Genomic DNA, 21,415 nt, shown 5'->3' on the forward strand with positions numbered 1-21,415 from the left:
ACTCCATCCATTTACCGTAAGGAAATAATTCCATTTTCTCGTGAAAAATGTGCGTCTGCATACGAATTGAAATCTCTGATAATCTCATCGATTTGAATCATTATGTTCTTATCCTCTGCCATCCCCGCATGGATATGCATGTAACAGTCATACTTCAACTCGATTTCAGGCGGCGTTTTTAAATAGGTAACAGGAAAGCTGTCCATCATGCTTAAAATGTAAAAATCAGGAGCCAGCATAATACAATCTGTTGACGAGCAAAACGCCACCATGTTGATATGGCTGCCCGAAGTCATAACAACATTGCGTTTATTGAGATTAATAAATGAGTCACTGGCTTTGATGGCATTATCACAATAGTAATCAGACAATGACGTCCTTACCACATGCTTTGATGCCAGCCATTCATCCAGAGTTAATCGGTCCTGCCGATAACCATGCTGTTTATTTAAAATAATTGAAACCCTACTTGAGAATAGTTTTATTTGATGAATCGCGGGATCTGGCGGCAATTTAGCCCCTACATCCATATTTACCTTAAAGCTTTTAAGATCGGCCAAACGCTCTTCATTACAATTCGTTTGTGGCTGGTAGGAATGCAGGGCTTGATAATCGTACTCATCCTTTAGAATTTGACTCGTCGACATAATTTCCATGAGTGAAAATGCTCTATGATAAACGACCTGACGTTTTTGTGCCGAGGAATTTTCACCATTCATGATCCGCCGATTAGTAAGTTGAAAATAATGTTCACTCATTTTAGTTGCGGTAGCATCGGGGATCATTCCATTTTTCGTTCTCACAAAAAGAACCTGGCCGGTAACTTTCCTTGCTTTATTGAGAATGTAGGAGATGGCACCCGGTTTAATGCCTTTTTCCAACGCTGCTTTTGCTATGCTTTGCGTACGAACAAGAATATGTATTATTTCTAAAGTTTTTAAGTCGACTAAATCGTCCATTTGAAGCGCTCTTTTATCATTTTACTCTCCTCCCCGAAGGGAGGAGTTTTCACTGTCAGAAGTTAACTTTCAGACCAATCATCGCCTGGGTGTCGCTGTAGCCTTTGCCACCCATTTCCTGCGCCACGTTCCCCCACAGATTAACGTTGTTGTTCAGCTTGCCTTCCACACCGGCTTTCAACTGACCGATATCACGGGTACCGGCCACTTTCACGGCCACACCGTTCAGACCTGCGCTGAAGTCTTTGGTGTTGTGGATCCAGTTAGCTTCCACAAACGGTTCGAATGTACGATTCTTGCCATCGTCAAGCTTCGCGTTATGACCTTTGATGAACAGACGAGCACCCAGACGGGTTTGCACGTTGTCATCACCACCAAACTGCACGGTGGTTCCGTTCGATTCCTGATGGTCATGCGCTTTCACACCCATCCACGTCACCTGTGCCTGCGGCTGCACGAAGTAGCTCTCGTGGTCATTCTTCTCACCCATCTTCCAGGTGTAACCCGTTTCAATGGAAGCGGTCAGGCCTTTCGATTTGTAGCTTTCAGATGTAGCGCCTTTGCTGCTGACGGTGTTGTCAAACCAGTTGTAAAGCATCCAGCTATCGACATAAGCGCCCGTTTTCTCGGCATCATCCTGGAACCAGGTACCGTACAGACCGGCGCTATAGCCGCTCACAGAGCTGTCCGCAGAGTAACCATTCACATGGTTGCGGGTGTTACCGTGCTGGTTCGCATAGCCGCCCATCACACCGATATGGAAACGGTTATCCTTATTGCTACTCCACTGAGCAATGTCACCCCCCAACTGCGCCACATAGCGGTTCGCTTCGGTTTTGTTCTGACTGCTGCCGTCATAGGAGCCGGAATGCCCACCTACCTGGCGCAGCCAAAGGCTGGTCACGTTTTCCTGTCCGGTGAGTGCATCGACGTAGTGGGTTTCACCAAGACGGTCGTGCAGCGTCATGTTGAACATCGTGTTCGCCGCCAGGAGGGTGTCAGCGTAAGCCTTGCCTTCTGGACGCACCTGCGGAACGTCATGATGGTCATCATTGCCACCATTGTCCGGTGTGTTACCGCCATTATCTGGTGTGTCACCGCCATCATCTGGCACCGGAGGTACTGGCGTCGCACTATTATTGGTCAGGTACCAGTTGCTGCCTTTTTTCTCCAGGTCGTAGTCGTAAGCGCCCGCCACGATACGCCCTTTTTTGGTGAACTTACCGTCAGAGCTTCCACCGACGGAGACCACTTCGATACCGTCCAGGGTCTTCGCACCACTACCGCCGGCGTTAGTGACTGCAACCTGAGTCGTACCGCTGGTATCACCATCCACCATCAGTTTGTCGGTGACCGAGTCATCACCACCAAGCACAGTGTTGAGGTTCAACGTGCCGTTGTGACCTGCATAGTTGCCCACAACGTGCAGGGTATTGCCGGCATTGCTGGCACCTGGCGAACTGATGTTAATCACACCACTGTTGCTCAGGTTGTTGCCGACGACGAAGGTCTGACCTTCAGTTGCGTTGGCACGCAGGGCTTTCAGCTGTGGTGACAAGCCACCGAGTGTCAGGGTACCGTTGTTGTTAACATCGCCCGCAGTACCACCGTAGCCGCCGAAGACGCTACCTGCCGCCACGTTCACGCTGGAGGAAGCCAGAATCACGTCGTTACCATTGCTGCCCAGTTGCAGGCCGCCGGCGTTGACGTTGGTGGTGCCGGAATACTGTGCCGCGTCAGCCGTCAGGGTCACCAGACCGCTGCCGTTTTTATCCACATTACCGCTGCCGGTGATGCTGGTAGCCAGCTCACCCTGTACGCCTTCGTTCAGCGCCAGCAGGCCATCATCGGTAATGGCAGACGTGCCCAGACCAGTGATGTCATTCAGGTTCACCGTGGCACCGCTGGCGATGTTGGTTACCGCGCTCATACCGCTATTCGCGCCATTTACGGTCAGGTTACCGCCATTGACTGCCAGCGCCCCGGCACCGGTCAGTGAGCCATTAACCGTACCGCCGTTGGTCAGCGCCAGTGAGCCGCCGTTGAAATCAGTGGTAGCCCCGATATCGGTGTTCAACATACCGACGGTCTGGCTGTATCCGTTCAGGTCGACAGTGGTACCGGTGGCTTGATGGAGTTCACTGGTATTCCCAAGCACATTGTTGTTGTTCGCCAGCAACTTACCAGTACGAACATCGGTTTTGCCGGTGTAATTGTTGCTAAGATTCGACAGCGACACGGTATTACCTGTTCCGGTATCAATAGCCAGATCACCAGCGCCAGTCACCTGCGCACTGAGGTCAGCAGTGGCACCAGTGGCACCCTCTGCGTTGAGGGCCAGCGCATCATCCTCGCCAGTCAGCAGTTCCACTTTGGTCAGGCCGTAGTTGACATACAGACCATCATTGCTCTCACCAGAGGTCAGGCGATAATCGTAGGTACCGTTCGCCACAGTTTTGCCGTTCTGCTCAATGGTGGTAGATACCGAATCAGAGATTGCTTTACCGTTACGGTCCAGCAGCTGCAGATTCCCGCCGTAGTTTGAGACCGTTCCGGTAGAGTCGGCGAGTTTCATGGAAATGTCGCCATCATCCTGCGCCAGAATATTCACGGTATTATCCGGCATTACTGGACCGTTGAAGACCGGGTTGTCACTGGTCAGCTGTATGGACCCCGAGCCGCTGATGTCCAGGTTACCCGTGGTTGTAACGTAGGCCTCAGACACGGATTTTCCGAGTGTATCGGTGTCAAACACGGCGGTACCGCCATTAAACGCCAGACTGCCAATCTGCTGGGTTCCTTTAGCGATATCGGTGACGCTTCCTTCACCCAGTTTTAGCGTAGCGTCTGCCAGCGCCTGATTGTTGACGGTAGTGTCGTCGTCCAGCACAAAGTGGCTGTGAGTCAACTCAACGGTACCGGCAAAACCATCGGCTTTGTTGTTGTCGCTGAACGAGAAAGTATTCTCCGCACTGCTGAGATCTATTTTCACCAGGCCATTGCCCTTCAGGTGGCTGGCGAAATCCATATCAGCACTGTCGTTTATCGCAAGCATACTGCTGCTATCGATGTTCCAGTCTGCATCCGTTGCCGTCAGATCCAACTGGGTTTTGTCGAGTGTAAAGCTGGAGTTGTTGGTCAGTTTGACGCCGCTCATATTCTGGATTTTGCTCGCGTCAGAGAGGGTGTAGACCGAGTTATCAAGATTGAGAGAGTTGTGACCTCCCCCGCCATCCAGGGTGTTGAACAGCGCTTCGTTTTCGCTAGCGGTGATATCCGTCAGATTAAAGGTGTCATCGCCGGTGCCAGTGGTGAACACACTGTCCGCCTGGCTGCCGTGTGCCAGAGTCACGGAGTTGTTTCCGTTGAGCAACTTCACCGCCCCCGCTAATACGCCACCTGCAGCGTTAGTGAAGGCAACCGCCTGCTGATACACCGCCATCACCACAGCATTGGCCGAATCAGAAGCAATCGTACCGCTGTTGGTAAATTTGCCGGTGTAGCCGTTGTTAATGTCAACCATCTTGACCGAAGAGGCTGAATGAATATGACCGGACTGCTCGACCGATGCCGTCTGCCCGCCAATGACCAGGGCAGAGCCTCCTGCGCTATCACGCACATTGATACTGACGCCAAATTTGATATCCCCTGAGGTATTGGTGGTCATCCCTTTGCCATCGGCACTGTTGACATTAATGACCAGGTCCTGTGAGCCAGACATATCGTAGGCTTTGTTGGTCATCGAACCGTCAGCGTTCTGGAAGAGCAGGCCGGTACCAGAACCGTTGACATTAAGGGTACCGCTGTTGGTTTGCGCCAGCGTAGCCGACGTCCTTACTCCCGCACCGTTGCCCACATTGAGGGTGGTATTGGTGAGCTGGATCCCGGCGATTTCGGCTTTGTTCTCAATGCCATTACCTGTCCCCATAGCATCCATGGTGATAATGGTATCCTTCACGGTCAGCCCCGCTGCTCCTGTATCCAGTAAGATCCCGTTAGCAGTGCCTGCCGCTTTGGTCGCCCCCGCCCCACTCAGCGCCAGAGAAGCGCCGTTAGATAAACGATAAGCCGCAATTCCGTCAGTGGCTGCTACCAGGCCCGTATTATTAACGGCGGAGTTAGCGCCGATGATATCTACTGCAATACCGTTTACATCCAGGGAACCATCATTGTTCAGCGTACCGCCGCTTGCGACTTTGTACCCCATCGCGCCGGGAGCCACGCTACCCATACTGGTCAGGACAGCTGAACTGTCGAGGACAGAGTCTCCAGCCGCGCTGTCATCACCGTAAATCGTGGTCGATGCTCCCTGCACGCTTCCCGCCACGGACCCCGTCCCGGTGAGGTTAATTAAGGTGCTTGCATCAATAGTGGCATGACCACCGCCTTCAACTTTTACAGCCGTAGCGCCAGTACCGCTGGCGGTGAGGGTCATGCCGCTGGTGTTGATATCGCTGCCATTACCGGTGGAAAGCAGTAGAGTGCTGTTCTGGCCGCTTCCCGTTAAATCAGCACCGTTGGAAGAGTATTTCGCCCCGCCATCAATGCGGTAGAGGGTGGAGTTTGTGGTTGAGACATCCTGAATCGAATTTTGGGATGAGACAGAAGAACCGACGCCGTAAATCAGATAGCCCAGTTGGTTCTGACCGCTGATAAAGTTGATGTTGCCCCCATCAATAGCCACCTTTCCACCATCTTTAGCGTAAACAGCTATAGCCCCATCGCCACTGAGGTCAACTTCCCCCCCGCTGGTGATGCTTGCCACGGCATCCTCTCCCTGAACACGAATACCGTAGTTCGCCGTTTTGGTTAGGCTATCCACTCCCTGAGTCACGACAATTTTACCGGAGTGGGTCGCCTGGCTTCCTGCCTGAACGTTGAGCCCAATGGTATTGATACCATTAAGATTAAGGGTGCCGCTGTTGATGACCTGATTGGCGCCATTGCTCACATCAAGCGCTATGGATTGCGCCGGGATTTTCCCTCCGGACAAGCCGTTGTTCTCCAGGGTGATCGTTCCCTGTTGGTCAACCTGCGCATCGCTCCCTTGAACCTGAATGGCAATAGCGCCCTGAGTTTTACTCCCGAGAGTAATATTCCCTTGCGCTGCATTGATGAATTTTCCAGTCTCCCCCACGTAAACTGCGGTGGCGCCCGGAACGACGACATCCACGTCGGTAGTATCATCAGTCAGAGAAGTCTGGCCGCTGCGACCAATGGCAATCAGGCCCTTATTGGTCATCGTACTGGACCCCATGATCTGCGCGCCAACCTCGTAGATGCCACTGACGCCTGCAGTTTGAGCCGTGGTGGCAAGGTTGATATTGCCATTGTTCTCGACGTTGCTACTGCCATAAAGCCTGACGCCAACGTTGCCCGTATGCGATGCCAGTGTCGCAACATTTATGACACCATCATTAATGAACGTGGAATCCGTCGCATAAACACCGGTAGCCAGCCCCGTATTCATCGTTGCATCAGCATCGGCGTTTACGTTAATCACACCTGCACTGACGTTGTGCACGGTCGAGCCCGTCGTGGCATTCACCACATAAGACCCAAACTGGCTATTTTTCAGCGAGGCAAGTGAACCACTGTTGTTTAATACTGCGCCCTGTTCCAGGCTCACCAGCGAAGCATCCGTGGCGACGAGCTGGATAATTGAATCAGGGTTAAGGTTAATCTGCGCATCTGCGCCTTTTGCTTTCAGATAGGCAATATGTGTTGGGCCGACATTCGCATTAACCGGATCCCCTGCGGTAGTCGAATCAGCGTATTTGAAATAAATCGTTGGCGTATGGCCTTTGACTAACTCAGTAACATACTCTGCCGAGCTTAATTCGCCCTTCTCTACAGCAGTAATCAGGGCTGTATTATAGTTCTGAAAATCGGCCAAACTGTAAATGGAAAAATGGCCAATTTTACTGTCCACCTCACCCGCATAGGTGGCTATCGAAGTTATGGCCCCTGATGTTGAAGAGTTAACGTTTCTATAATTACCTAACGCAACCTGTGTTTTAGAGTCGTAATTAAGAGTCCCCCCCTGGTCAACGGAAAATACCGATGCCGTGACGCCATCAGGGGAACTCCCTTTAAGAATGACGTTAACTTTATTAGCCGCATTGGCCGCCCAGTTGGAGTCCGTTTCGCCCACATTGACGGTTAAATTCGCCCCCGTTGCAACGGAATAGATACTTTTGTCCAGATATTGCCCCGTTGGGCCGACATCGTGAGAAAATGCGTAAGTGACCCCATCCAACGTTTTAGCGCTCATCGTATTGTTATCATAAGCATTTAACGTTTGTTTGGTGTGAGTGACAGGGTCTGTGTAGGTGATAATTTGAGTTCGGCTACCCATGGACAGATTCTCACTGTCTACATACTCGCTTCCTGAAGTCAGCAATCCTGCGTCTCTCGCCTGTGCGAGAGTCATCGAGGTGTAGCCTGTGTCGCCTCGTGCAAGCGCCTTAAAGCCACTGCCAGATCCCTGAATGAGGTTATCGTTCCCGGTGAAGACCCAGGTCTGCGTGGCGGGGTCTGTTGTCGAGAGATCAATGTCGGCAGCGCTCCCCGAAAATGAAGTAACCGCACCGCCTAACAAGCATGCGGCTTGCCACATTTTGGCAGACCGCGAGGTTTTGAGCTTCTTTTTCCCTGCTGCTAATTCACTGGTGACAACCCAGTTTTGGGTCGCCTCGCACCAGATCACTTTGTAAGTTCTGTTCAATTTGCCTCCCCTGGCATTTGGCCTGCCGCACCACAACCTGGAAAGAAATTTCAATGTGATGCGAATTCATACAAACATGTTTATTAAAAAACATTGTAAAGGAAGAAAAACTGTATATGGCTTGTAAAATCGACATTGTGAATTTTAAAAATCTAAAATTTGGATTTTAATTACTAAAATCATCAAGAAAGCAGATTGCAACAGGAAAAATTTCTCCGCAGGACCAGATTTTATTCTTTCAAGGTCAGTCGAGGAGTAATAGATGAGAACTTTCTCGGTATTTTTCGCCCGCGACAACAATACCGAAATGCAACTGTACTGACGCTAGCTGTTGATAGCCTTTCAGCATGAAGCAATGTGCACCCTATTTTTTATGAAATAGCTGTTATTTATAGTCGATCTGAAAGACTACTTTGGCACTTGCCTTTCCTGGAGTGACTTTTTCAGCATTCTGATAATAACGAGCTGAGAGCGGAATTTTTACCGTAGAGCGACCATCCGCAGGTAGGTTGACATCCCAGGAACTCCCATTGGTCCACAGTTTTTCAGGCACTGCCGTGTTAGCATCGACATCAGTCGAATATCCCAATTGAATGCCCACGCCAGTTGCCGAGTTATCGCTCGCATCCAACCCAATAATGTTGTTGGTGACGGGATTGACGGGTGACAATGATACCGACAGAAAATTCGCCTTAAGCGTGGTGCCGCGGGCAGCCTCAGCGTTGAGCACGGTCTGAATAGTGGCTCCATCGGCATGGTAACCGGAGAAGGTCGGGCAATTAGTCATCACAATAGAGGCGTCAATCCACGGCGTCGATGAACCTTGGCCCGTGAAGTATTTCGCTATCTCATATTGACCCAGCTTAACGTTAACATCAGGCGTAGTGCACGTCTGAGTAATATAAGAGAGCGTGCCTGTGAAACTGTACTCCAGTAGGGTCAGTGGCAGCCCCGAATAGCCTGAAGCAGCAGGTATGCTCCAGACGATATGAGGAAAGGAAGTCGCATTGACCACACTTCCTGAGGCTATCGCCCCTGTTTTAATCAGTGACACATTTATCGCCTGTTTTTGTCCTACATCGCCAGCGCTGTCCCTCTGAAATTTGACATAATCAGCGGGGGAAGATTTTGAAAATAAGACATTCCCTCCTGCTGGTGACGCTGCCCATACCGCCACACCTATACCCGGCACATTGGTTGGGTAGACCGGCCCAGACCCATAGACAGTACTCATTGTCACGGGCGTCCCAGCCATTTCTTGCGAGACAGACAAGATGCTGCTGAGAGTGTAGGCAGCGTCGCAGCTAACCCCTACGTTAGTGCTAAGGGTCATTTTTGCCCGATAAAGAGTGCTCCCCACCGGCAGATCATTGCCGGTATAAACGGCAGGCACATTCATGCTGGGCACTAGCGTTTGTGCTGGATATATCGCGGAATTTTTGCAGGTTGTGTCCGCCATCGCTGACATTGCATTCCCGGACAAAATAACCATTAACCCTAGCCGGATAATCGCTGCAATCCTGACCCGTTTTTTGTTACCGCCCATGACATAAGACGTAGCTTCATTCATAACAAGAACTCCAGACATTCACTCAATGCAGGTGGATAATTCCACCATTAATTTTTAATCAGTTTTAGCTGACCGTCTAAAAAGAAAGTAACAATAATAAATGATGGGCAACTCACTGCTCCCAGGTCATATAAAAATCATTCTTTTTTCTTTGAGCATGTTAACAAGCCCCCGCCTCCTTAATTGTGGCTCCCTCGGGATAAAGATATTTTTTGAAAAGACAGTTTTTAAGGGGATCATAATCCGCCTGTGGACCGCTCCTTATCTGCACTATGCTATCCACCAGATTGTTGGCTAAAGCAAGGAACTCCGTAAATAAGGCCACAGAAAATAGCAGGCATACTGTAGACGCTTTCATCTTAATGACCCGTTAAATCAAATCATCAAATAGCTTGATTAGACGCTCAGTGTTAGGATTTCTGCCTGTCTCCCGATGGTAGTGAATATGACAACGAAACTGCAAGGGAATATCCCAGGGCATCGGAAATGTATTCACAGGGAATATATTCTCTAGTGAAGGAGCAAAGATCTCAGGCAAAAGCATAATGTTGTCGCTATAAGCGCACAAATGCGACATGGCTAATAAACTGGTACTTTCACAGGCAATCACCCTGCTCTCGAACACCTCGCGATTCTTGTCGAGATTGGCAATGGTCTCTGAAAGATCGTCGTTGCCCCGCAGCCAGGTAATATGCCGATTGTCATACCAGTCACTTTTCGTGAAACTCTCGCCGACTGACCGGTGATGTTTACTCACCATCACGCACATACCTGACATCAGGTAAGGAAAGCTGACGATAGCGTTATCTGTAGGCAGCCGGCTTCCAATATCGATGTCCACCGAGCGGTGCCGAATATTTCTGAGTCTTTCTTCCGGCGTATCCGGCATTCCCTGAAACCGCAGAAAAATATCATCCAGTGCAAGTGACTGAATACGCATGCCAATCAACAATTCTACCGGGGAATAAGTCGTGACAATGTACTCCCGGCGACTGTCACTCAACATCCGGATCTCTCTGTACTTCTTCTGCAATTCGAGAGCATAGCGATCGGGTACCAGCCCCCATCGGGTCCGGATAAACAAAGTCTGCTGCGTCTCTTCTCTCAGCTTTTTAAGGATGTAGCTGATACTGGAGGGCGAAATATTGAGCTTAAGTCCCGCTGCCACCGCAGATTTATGCTCTATCACCGCGTCCACCACTTTTAAAGCAACCAGGCTGATATTATTCATAGCGCCACCCTTCTCGCTATTCTCTGAGGGCGTCATGGAACGGCCTCGTAGCAAGGTTTATTGCGGGCCATACTGGCGACGATTTCATGGATAGCATCAAGCATCCCAACTTCCTTTTCCGGTTTTGTGGCGTAGTGCAAATAACAGTCGTAGCGGATATCTAACTCATCAGGCGTCGGCAGGCATTTAACCGAAAAGTTTTTCTCTATCATCGAGGAGAAAAATTCTGGGATGAGCATGACATACTGGCTACAGGCACAGAGCGAGACCATATTAATCATGCTGCCAGAGACGACTGCAATATCACGGGAATGCATAAAAGAAGACATCGTCATGGCTCCCTCTACGCTCGCAGCATAGTAGTCCGGCAACGCCGACCAAATAGCATGTCGCGCGGAACATAACAGTTCCATATTTAAAGGTTCTTGCTGCTGATTGTGTTGCCCCCTTAGCACTGAAACGTTTGAAGTGAACAGTTTTATGGCGGTGACAGAAGGATCCACCGGAAGTTTATTGCCAATATCGATATCCACCGTTTTATTTCTGAGCCGGGTCAGGCGCTCCTCTGGTGCAGATATATAAGAGTGAAAGATATAGCGAAGAGAAGTATCTTTTTTTTGAGCGTCACATGCCGAGATCGCCAACATCATCTCCAGCAATGAATAGGTGTTAATATGCAGAGCGCTACGAATCACATCTTCCGTGGGTAACTCAAGAGACAAGCCATCACGCTCTTCAAACTGGCGGTAACGCTCACTCAGCTCAAGGGCAGTAGCATCTGGCTTCATCCCTTCGCGCGTTCTGATAAACAAATGTGCACCGGTTAACTCCCGTGCTTTGCTGAGCTGGTAGCTAATATTTCCTGCACTTTGCTTAAGCGTTCTCGCTGCCTCGGTAACCGTACCCGTTGTTACGATGGTATGGATAACCTTTAATAATTTCAGATCGATTTCTTTTATCATAGCGCATCTCATTATACTCAGAAGAAATAAATAAAACTCTAAGATCTCGTGATTTACAAAATGTATTAATAATAATTAATCAAAAATGTTATTTGACCGTTTGCCAGGCCAGGCTTTAGGTCCCTAACTGAAGACGCTGTCTGAATATAGCGTGAGACTAAGGGAATAACGATATTTTGGCTTCCATCTGATGGCAAATCCAGAGAGAAGCCTGTACCAAATTCCACGGCCACTGGAGAGTCTTTATCTCCACTGGCAACTTGAATACTGATCCCCTTGGCGGCATTCTCTACAGATTGATCGATATTCATTATACCCTGAGCATTGTCGATCACACTTTGAACGGGACGCAATGTATACCAGACCTGATTGGCTGAGGAATGTGAGTCTGGTGAATAGGTTCCGTCTTCCGACCATGCCCCGCCAAAGCGGTTCTCGCCATAAAATACTGGGCAGTTTTTCAACTGAATACTGGCATTAACCCAGGGCGTGGCGGAGCCCTTACCTGAAAACTCTGCTGTATCATGGGTACCTAAATTAACGAAGACATCCGGGGTCTGGCAGGTGTTCGACACGACGGTCACAGCCCCACTGAAACAGGCGTTCACTACAGGAACTTCGTTTCCAGCCATTCCCATCGCTATTTTCGGACAGGGTAACGTAGCGCCATTTAAGACGCCAGGTGTCACCGGGCCTGTTTTTATGACGGTAATAACAAACCCGAAATGCCCGTTTGGCACATCACATGAAGTGTTCTCCACTGCGGGGGCACAGGCCTGTACCTCATTCGGAAAGGGTGTCCCGTTAACATAGGAATACCCACTATAGGTCACCACAGCACCCAGCCCCGGCATCCCAGTTTCATAGACTTTACCGGCATAAGGCTCCCCATTCCATGATGATAATTTTTCTGGGGTCGAAGCGTACGATTTATAAATATTAAATACCCCCTTGCTGTCGCAAGTTATTCGAATATTCTTCCCACTCGCGAAGGCGGGTTTATATTCCTGCCGATACACTACAGAACCTACAGGATAATCGGGCCCTACCGTTACCCTGGACACTTGCAACGGCACGGTTATATTAACTTGCTGTTGCACCGGTGAGTCAGGATCGAAGTAACATGAAGCGAAAGCATGGGGAGATAGCGTGACCAACACAATAAACATTGTGCATGACAGTGTATTTCTCTTGTGTATGTCGCCCATCAAACTAAACGTCACGCTTACCTTTTCCAGAAAAGGCATAATCATAAATTTAATTTTCACCCATCGCATTATCATCTACTCAATTATATTGGTTGAATTAGTTACAGGCCCTTGCACGCATTGACATTACCGCACATTACTTATAATCAATATTGAAGATCACTTTAGCATTGGCTTCCCCAGGCGTAACCTGATCTGCAGTTTGATAATAGCCGAGTGCCAGTGGAATTTTAAATTAGCTTCTTCCATTCGTTGGGGTTTAAATACCCCCAGCCGACCCTACTAATCATTTTTCAAGAGGTTGCGTTGGGCTGGTACTAATATCGGTAGCGTAGCCTAACTGAACATCAATGCCCGTTGCGGCGTTAGTATCAGAATCAATAACAATGATATCGGCCCTCACCTGCCTGCAAGAATATCAATGCAATGTTGCCTCTGGTTTTCACACTTTCCGCCGCTTTATTCATCGCCATCTTCCTCTTCTTGCCAGCCAGCAAAGCAAGCTGATTCGTCAAAGCTCACCAGGTTATTCACACACGGAGTTGAAGGTCTGTATCCTGCTGCCTTTCTGCTCATAAGCCACAGGCATCAGATGATAGTGGATGTGGCACGACTCTTCTGGGCGCTTTCCCCAACGCACAGTTAGAACGCCCATCGTGTTTTGTACTCTGGCATAGACCTGCCCCCCCTGGCCTGCGCTTCCCACACTCTGACCCTGTTCATCCAGCACTTCAGCACCAAACGGCACAGGCTCACTTTTAAGCGTGGCATTGACCAGCACCGGCGTTCCCGTCTTAGTGCCGTATTTCACTTTCACTACCGCACCAAAATACGGAGCCACTTTCTTCTCTGTACTGACCATTTCTACGTCATCGCTGGCCCCCTTCGGATCCAGAGTGATGTCGTTCAACTGATAGGGATCGAGATAAGGGACCAGCGCATAGCCAAATCGATCGATGTGAACGCCTGGGTAACCTGAAACAGAAGCGCCTGTCGCTCCTTTGGCTTCAATCAGGGCGAAGGTATCTGAGTTATAGGGGGTCAGCGTTACGCCGCCGCTGTGTACAACCAGGGTACCGTTAGCGCCAAGGGACTCGCTATGATAATTACGCCCGCCGCTCCAACCGGCGCTCAGATTGGTATAAGGCGCGCGGTATTGTCCACTCACCGCTCCCGAGGTCCCTACGCCCTGATTGCTGTTCATCGCTGTCGCGCTATAGCTAAACTGCTGCTCATAGCCTCCTGTGCCTGAGACCGTAGCCTGTTCAGCAGTATGTCCGCTCGAATCATGTGCCAGCTGCATAGAAAGCTGCGGACGATAAGTGCTGTCAGAACGCCCAAGTGGGACGCTCAGGGTCAGCAGATAGGTGTCCTCTGTGCCGTTCAGGTTGTAGCTCCTGCCAGCAGAAATCCCGTAGCTGACCGATCCATAACTGTTGTTGTAACCGAATTGATATTGTTTGTCGGAGCCGGATTTATTCCAGTAATCCTGCACCGAGCCGCTGACGTAAACCTGGCCCCATGCCCCTGGTAACCCCTGGCTAGCCGTCAGACTGAATCGCTCGCGGGAGCGCCAGATGCTGTCCGCATTGCCCCCGTGGTGCAGAGCATTCAACGTCTGCTGGGCGGTCAGAAAATCCATGTAGCCGTTGGAAGAGAAACGGTATGCGGCCACAGACAGGCTGCTGCTGTCCACTGTCTCACTGTAGCTCAGGCGATAGCTCTGCCCCGGGCTCGTCACTTCTGGCGTATGCGGCAGGTGCATTCGTGCCTGAGTAATATCAAAGGAGAAGGCGCCAATACTCGTCCCTACAGCCGCACCGCCAAGAATAGCGTAATAATTCTGGCTGGCCTGCAGGCCACCATAGCCGGTCAACCAGTTGGTGATCCCATGACGAACCGTACCCTGGTAGAGCGCAACATCATCAGCGAGATAATCATTGCGAAGTTTACCGCCCACAATTTCATAGCGTGTGGCCCCCGGACGCAACTGCTCCACGACCGAAGCATAAGGCACAGCGAACGACTGACGAGTGCCATCCGCTTCCTCGACGGTCACCATCAGGTCGCCGCCGTAACCTGTCGGATAAAGATCGTCAATCAGGAAAGCCCCCGGAGGGACGCTCGTCTGGTAGATAACCGTCCCACCCTGACGAACCGTGACCTTCGCATTCGTTCGCGCAATCCCACGGATTTCCGGCGCATAGCCACGCTGGGATTCTGGCAACATGCGTTCGTCGGTGGCGAGCTCAACGCCCGTAAATGGGAGTGTGTCAAACACATCACCACGGGTATTGGCCTGGCCAACCAACGCACGAGCCCTCATCGACGTGATATCACGCTGCAAATAGGTGTTAATGGATTCGTATTTTTTTTGTCCGCGATTGTCCCAGTTATAACTTCCGTTGTGGCGAAAATACCAGGCTCCCAGATTCACACCAGCATTGATGCCGGCATACAAAGATTGGCTGTCATATCCCTGAGACGTATTCTGATAGCCGTTCAGGTTATACCCCAGAATGGCGACCGGAATGCCGCTGTCCCAGAGTTCCGGGCTCACCGAACCATGCGCATTGTCCGACACATACAGTTGCGGCAGCTGAATATTGAGACGCAACTCATTACTGTCGTACTGCGTCACCGCTTCCGGAAGCATCTGCGTCAGGTCGCCACACTGACCAGCCTGCTCAAAGAAGTGTGCTGGCAAATGGTCGTAACGGAAAGGGATCTGGCGCAACAGCGTTTCACTCATACAAGGATAGAGAGTCTTATCTTTACGCTCACGCAGGTCCACATCCAAATTTCCGATGGCATTACCATTGACATAAACCGTGGTGTTATAGACGCCAGGAGCGATACTGGCGCCGTTTGCATAGCGGCTGAGGTCAACGGCCATCGGATTTTCAAGTTGTAAAAAGGAAGAACTGAATTCCACATTTTTCGCCAGTGCAGCAGGATGATGCTCCGCAGACTGCGCCTGAGCACCCAGACAAAATAATGCAATCGCCAAAGGGGATAATTTCATTGAAAATAACGGGTAAGCGTTATCATTCACTTTACTTTTATTCATGGCGTTTTATTATCCTCATCCGGAGTTTAATAATCGTCTCGAGCGATTACTGTACGGTGATATCCAATGGAATAACGGCACCGTAATCATTGACATATTCTGCTTTTACTTTGCTGCCTGCTGACACTGTCAGGGCATAATTATCTTCAGCAAACGGTGCAAGCATTTTTCCGTCGGCTTTCTTGCCGTTGACATACACATCCACCAGTGAGATGTGATAAGGCGAATCGTTTTTCACATGCAGACTGGAGCCCACGCGGGACCACTGCAGGTCCGTTGCCGCTGCTTTGGGACTACCCTTCAACCCCGCTGGTCGATAAAAGAACTTAATGCGGCTACGGAAGGCCACCTGAAGGTAGTTGTTCGTATCTTTAAGTTCGTCTTTGGGCTTTGCAGGGATTTCCAGTACATTTAACCAGAAAACTGATTCTTTATTTTCGGGTAAATTATTAGGCAGAGCCCGAATACGTAGGGTTTGTCCCCTGTCTGGTTCAACACGGTTAATAGGTGGTGTTAAAACAAAGGGAAGTTTAATCTGATCAGGTTTGGCTTTGGTATCACCATTATCTAACCAACTCTGAATTAACACCGGCGACCTACCCTTATTGCTTATTTTTACACTGACTTCCTTGTCTCCAGCCGGATAAACCACACGTGTACCAGTAATTACAATGCTGGCATTCGCAGTGGTGCAAATTAATAATGATGCGCATACAGAAAGCAATGTGCGATACACTGATGTTCCTCCAATAAAACAGGAGGAGCCAGACTCCTCCTGAGCGGATTATTTGTACTGAATGGAGTACACAACATCACTTACAACGGTACCGGCAGTGGTTGCACCGTCGGCGAAATACTCGACGGCATACGGCAGTTCAGCAGAGCCGGAAGATGTGTCGTAATAAGTTGCGTTTGCGGTCTGGTTGGAATTACCCGCCTGGATGACCTGCTCGTTGCTGCCTTCTTCGCTCAGCTGCAAGCTAACGTTGGTGGCATCACCCGTCATGTTTTTCAGGTGTCCGGTCGACAAATCAACGGATGAGCCTGATTCAAAAAATGCGGAAGCCGTTTGCAGCGTACCAGCACAGTTGCTCAGGCCGATAACGAAACCGGTACGGCCAGCTGTCTGTCCCTGTGCGGTCAGCTGGTTGGTGCCGACAGTAGGCAAAACCACAGTCGCGTCTGGGCCCTGGCCATCAACATCTGCATCACAAGTTGTCGCTGTCAGCTCTCCATTAAAATTGATAGTACCAGTAGAAGCAGCCTGTGCGCTCATCGTAGCGGCCGAAATAACAGCCAGAAGTGCAGAAGAAGTAATAATTTTTTTCATCTGTAAGTCCCGTTTACAAGTTAATTGAGGATGACGACCACCGCTATTCTCGAGAGAGAATAGCGTGATATCTCTATCATCAGTCATGCACATTAGTGCAAATGAAGCCTGAATGAATAGTCAAATTCAAATGACCTAAATTTGTCTATCCATGAAGTAAGACCTTACACAAAAATAACGCCCCAATCAAAAGTCTCGTTTAAATACAAAAAAACACTTTTGGAATACTTAGAAAACAACCATTTCAATATACAATATCAAAAACAATCAAAAAAAAGAAACAAAAAACCAAAAAACCAAACAAAAAAGGAACAAAACACCAATAAATGATAATGATTACGGTTTAAAAAAATAACATCCCCGCGTATAACACGATAGGCGCGACAAATAAAAGCTCTGACAAAACAATAAGTTAATTAACTTTTCTAATTACATTCAAAATTAGAGCCTAACTAAAATCAACAAATTAATAAAATGTATGCCACCCAAAAAAAATCATATTTTTCATAGTGATATCAACACCACAGCTAAACACGTAATTCGCCACATTACGCTCACATATCGAATCAAACTCATCAATTAAACGTCATTAACCACAAACTTACTGATATTTGTATTTAAAAAATCGGAAATCACAACGACGGCATGTTTTTGAGATAACCATTAGAATTTTAGCTGGAGAGAGAAAAGGACAGATGAGGCCATTTTATTCATGCCGAAATCCTGGCTCAGTAATGCTGCGAACCAAAGCCAATTTTTCATTGATAATTTTCCTGACATAGGGTGAGAGTAACTTTGTTGAATAAATCAGATTGACCCTGACCCCGAATATGCTCCAGTCATAATCAGGAATAGCCGGCCTCATGTTGGCTGCATATTCTGGCAACCGGCAGATTTCTCGGCGAATTCAGATGGCGTCATCCAGCCCAGAGCAGAATGGGGACGCTTCTGGTTATAGTGTATGCGCCAGGCCTCGATTTTGCACCGCGCATCCTCCAGGGACATGAACCAGTTCTCGTTCAGACATTCCTGTCGAAGCCTGCCATTGAACGACTCCACTGTGGCATTGTCCGTCGGTGTTCCCGGTCGTGAGAAGTCTATACGGATCCCTCGTTCATACACCCACTTATCCAGCATTTTCCCTGCAAATTCAGCGCCGTTATCGGTTTTCAGCAACTGGGGTAAGGGGCGTCTGAGTGCAATGGTGTTCAGCATCTCTGCGACCTCTGTTGATCGCAGATTCTGGCCCACGCAAATTCCCAGACATTCGCGCGTGTAGAGGTCAATGACTGTCAGCAGGCGCAACCGACGCCCGTCAAATAAGGCATCAGAGACAAAGTCCATACCCCGGACATGATTCGGATACAGCCCCTGAGACTGGGGCTGTCGCCGCTGTGCCGATTTATTCCGGCGTGGACGTTTAAGGCGCAGGGACAGGCCCTGTTCGCTGTAGAGCCGGTAAATGCGTTTATGATTATCCCGCCAGCCCTCCCGCCTGAGCATGACGTGAACTCTGCGGTAACCATAGTGGACCCGGGTTTCGGTGATTTCACGGATGCGCAATCGCAGTGCGCTGTCGTCGGCGGCCACAGAACGATAGCGAAACGAACTGCGACTGACCCGCAGAGCAAAACAAACCTGCCTCTCGCTGGCCCCGTAGCGGGCCTGCAGGTCCCGGACCCATTCACGCAGGCGTGCCAGCGTCAGTTCTTTTTTGCCAGCACATCCTGCAGCATGGCTTTGTCGAGGCTCAGATCGGCAACCAGCTTCTTCAGCCTGAGGTTCTCTTCCTCAAGCTGGCGCATGTGCTTCAGCTCAGAGGGCGAAATCCCGCCGTATTTCTTGCGCCACGTATAAAACGTGGCATCAGAAATCCCCAGCTTACGGCAGACCTCAGGTACCGGCGTACCCAGTTCGGCCTGCTTCAGGGCAAAAACAATCTGCTCTTCGGTGAATCGTGATTTTTTCATCGGCACCACCTCCGTTCAGGGAGTGTAGATCATGCCGGAATTCTGTTTCTGGCTGGCTCAGGATTTCGGGTCAGGGTCATGAGAGGCTATGGTTTGATCCGTCTAGGCATAGGGATTTCTTCAACTGTTCTGCTCAATTAGAGCAGAACAGAATAAAGAGACTTCTGAAGAAGAGTCCATGATTTTATGGGCTCTTTTTTTATTTTCATCTTTAAATCACCTCCACGAGAGATGATGGCTGCTCGTATCAGGTGGCCAAATTCAGTGTGCCGCTTCAATCTGTATCCATACCCTTCAGCCCACATTCCATGTCCACTAACCCATGTCTTTGGCCGTGAACTGGCAAGGAATGCTGACTCGAACCATCGTCTGCATAATAAATCCTGTGCATGCTCATGGTGTTGCCGGGATCCTTACTTTTTGATCTTGACCATGGCTGTCAATGAATAATACTGTATATAAAAACAGTTACACCTTGGTAGGGAATCTACCATGTAGCAATCGGTCTACACAAATGCGGGATAAGTCAGCAAGTTGAAGTCATTGAGGCACAAAATGGCTTTTCTGTGAGCGGTTGCTCCTGCAGGACGGATACCAGCATGTTACCCACCTGATAACCGTGCTGGGTTTGATAAGCCGCCAGTGGTATCGGTTTTACCTTTTCAAATTTACATCGGTGATAATTATGCAGTTTTTCACGCCCACTGAATTGCGTCAGATTGTGGCTTTACCTCTCTTTGCGGATTTGGTTCCTTGTGGATTTCCGAGCCCTGCGCAGGATTATGTCGAGCAACGCATCGACCTGAATGCACTGATGGTGCAGCATCCTAGCGCGACGTATTTTGTTAAGTCCTCTGGCGACTCAATGCGTGATGCAGGGATCGGAGAGGGCGACCTATTGGTGGTAGACAGTTCCCGCAAACCCAGTCACGGAGATATTGTCATTGCTGCAGTCGATGGGGAGTTCACTGTTAAACGGCTTCAGCTACACCCCATCGTGATGCTCAAACCAGACAACCCTTCCTATCGGCCAATAATGATTGGCTGTGAGGAGAATCTGGAGATCTTCGGGGTGGTGACTTACATCGTGAAGTCTGCGAGCTGAACATGTTTGCACTATGTGATGTGAATTCATTCTACGCATCTTGCGAAACAGTATTTCGCCCGGACCTGAAGGGGCGGCCGATTGCGTGTCTCTCGAACAACGATGGCTGTGTGATTGCACGTTCGGCAGAGGCAAAAAAAATTGGCATTAAGATGGGCGAACCGTATTTTAAGCAGAAAGAATTGTTCCGGCGTCACGGTGTAGTCTGCTTCAGCAGCAACTACGAGCTCTATGCGGACATGTCCGACAGGGTGATGACGACCCTGGAAGAAATGTCACCTCGCTGCGAAATTTATAGCATCGATGAGGCCTTTTGCGATCTGACAGGCGTGCGGAACTGTCGTGACCTGACAGAGTTTGGGCGTGAAATCCGCTCTACTGTCTTACAGCGCACGCATCTTACCGTTGGTGTAGGCATAGCCCAGACAAAGACGCTGGCTAAACTGGCGAATCACGCCGCCAAGAAATGGCAGCGGCAGACGGGGGGCGTAGTGGATCTGTCAAACCTGGAACGTCAGAGGAAATTGATGGCTGCGCTACCTGTTGAAGACGTATGGGGCATTGGGCGCCGCATTTCCAGGAAACTGGAGGCGATGGGGATCAAAACCGTATTACAGTTGGCTGATACCGACATCCGTTTTATCAGAAAGCACTTCAATGTGGTGCTGGAAAGGACTGTTCGTGAGCTTAATGGCGAACCATGTCTGGAGTTAGAGGAGTTTGCTCCGGTGAAACAGGAGATTGTCTGCTCCCGCTCTTTCGGTGGTCGTATTACTGATTACGAAGAAATGCGTCAGGCGATCTGCAGTTATGCCACTAGAGCTGCTGAGAAGTTGAGGGGCGAGCATCAGTATTGCCGTTTTGTGTCATCGTTCGTCAAAACGTCGCCTTTCGCACTGAACGAACCCTATTACGGCAACTGTTCCTCGATAAAGCTTCTGACTCCGACACAGGACAGTCGGGATATTATCGGCGCAGCCACACGCTGCCTTGATGCCATCTGGAAAGAGGGTCACCGATATCAGAAAGCAGGCGTGATGCTGGGGGATTTTTTCAGCCAGGGAGTCGCACAGCTCAATCTGTTCGACGACAGTGCGCCGCGTCAAAACAGCGGCCGGTTGATGGAGGTGCTGGATCACCTCAATGCTAAAGAAGGTCGAGGGACGTTGTATTTTGCCGGACAGGGCATACAGCAGCAGTGGCAAATGAAGCGCGACATGCTTTCACCGCGGTATACGACGCGTTATTCCGATTTGCTGACTGTCAGATGAATGGCTCGTCAA

The 21,415-nt window shown here is 49.6% G+C and carries 12 protein-coding genes; 2 read left to right on the top strand and 10 right to left on the bottom strand.

Annotated features, from left to right (window positions below):
* Window positions 1-11 precede the first annotated feature (11 nt).
* From ACI2I2_RS01995 to ACI2I2_RS02040, 10 genes are all read right to left on the bottom strand, one after another.
* A complete protein-coding gene (locus tag ACI2I2_RS01995) occupies window positions 12-959 on the bottom strand; it encodes a LysR family transcriptional regulator (RefSeq protein ID WP_404656363.1) in 948 nt (315 codons plus the stop codon).
* A 55-nt stretch (window positions 960-1,014) separates the two neighbouring features.
* Window positions 1,015-7,686: an autotransporter outer membrane beta-barrel domain-containing protein gene (locus ACI2I2_RS02000; protein WP_404656364.1), complete on the bottom strand. Its 6,672-nt coding sequence runs from the start codon at window positions 7,684-7,686 to the stop codon at window positions 1,015-1,017.
* Between the two features lie 385 nt (window positions 7,687-8,071).
* Complete coding sequence (locus tag ACI2I2_RS02005; protein ID WP_404656366.1) at window positions 8,072-9,256, bottom strand: fimbrial protein; 1,185 nt, start codon at window positions 9,254-9,256, stop codon at window positions 8,072-8,074.
* Between the two features lie 370 nt (window positions 9,257-9,626).
* Window positions 9,627-10,487 carry a LysR family transcriptional regulator gene (locus ACI2I2_RS02010; protein WP_404656367.1) on the bottom strand — a complete coding sequence of 287 codons (861 nt, stop codon included), beginning with the start codon at window positions 10,485-10,487 and terminating at the stop codon, window positions 9,627-9,629.
* A 32-nt stretch (window positions 10,488-10,519) separates the two neighbouring features.
* Window positions 10,520-11,449 carry a LysR family transcriptional regulator gene (locus ACI2I2_RS02015; RefSeq protein ID WP_404656368.1) on the bottom strand — a complete coding sequence of 310 codons (930 nt, stop codon included), beginning with the start codon at window positions 11,447-11,449 and terminating at the stop codon, window positions 10,520-10,522.
* Window positions 11,450-11,514: 65 nt separating this feature from the next.
* Window positions 11,515-12,726, bottom strand: a complete 1,212-nt coding sequence (locus ACI2I2_RS02020; RefSeq protein ID WP_404656369.1) for a fimbrial protein — start codon at window positions 12,724-12,726, stop codon at window positions 11,515-11,517.
* Window positions 12,727-13,183: 457 nt separating this feature from the next.
* A complete protein-coding gene (locus tag ACI2I2_RS02025; protein WP_404656370.1) occupies window positions 13,184-15,727 on the bottom strand; it encodes a fimbria/pilus outer membrane usher protein in 2,544 nt (847 codons plus the stop codon).
* A gap of 46 nt (window positions 15,728-15,773) precedes the next feature.
* On the bottom strand, window positions 15,774-16,478 hold the full coding sequence (locus ACI2I2_RS02030) for a molecular chaperone (protein WP_404656482.1): 705 nt from the start codon (window positions 16,476-16,478) through the stop codon (window positions 15,774-15,776).
* 33 nt (window positions 16,479-16,511) lie between these two features.
* On the bottom strand, window positions 16,512-17,057 hold the full coding sequence (locus tag ACI2I2_RS02035) for a fimbrial protein (RefSeq protein WP_404656371.1): 546 nt from the start codon (window positions 17,055-17,057) through the stop codon (window positions 16,512-16,514).
* An 861-nt stretch (window positions 17,058-17,918) separates the two neighbouring features.
* Window positions 17,919-19,027, bottom strand: a protein-coding gene (locus ACI2I2_RS02040) for an IS3 family transposase (protein WP_404656372.1) whose coding sequence is annotated in 2 segments (ribosomal slippage) — window positions 17,919-18,766 and window positions 18,766-19,027 — 1,110 coding nt in all. Because the reading frame shifts where the segments join, the coding sequence is not laid out codon by codon here.
* 685 nt (window positions 19,028-19,712) lie between these two features.
* Here ACI2I2_RS02040 and ACI2I2_RS02045 point away from each other — a divergent pair.
* Both ACI2I2_RS02045 and ACI2I2_RS02050 read left to right on the top strand, forming a co-directional pair.
* On the top strand, window positions 19,713-20,132 hold the full coding sequence (locus ACI2I2_RS02045) for a translesion error-prone DNA polymerase V autoproteolytic subunit (RefSeq protein WP_404656373.1): 420 nt from the start codon (window positions 19,713-19,715) through the stop codon (window positions 20,130-20,132).
* 2 nt (window positions 20,133-20,134) lie between these two features.
* Window positions 20,135-21,403, top strand: coding sequence for a Y-family DNA polymerase (locus ACI2I2_RS02050; protein ID WP_404656374.1), 1,269 nt, complete (start codon window positions 20,135-20,137; stop codon window positions 21,401-21,403).
* Window positions 21,404-21,415 lie beyond the last annotated feature (12 nt).

The organism is Scandinavium sp. NPDC088450 (assembly GCF_044900545.1).
In the GTDB taxonomy this organism is placed as follows: Bacteria; Pseudomonadota; Gammaproteobacteria; order Enterobacterales; family Enterobacteriaceae; genus Scandinavium.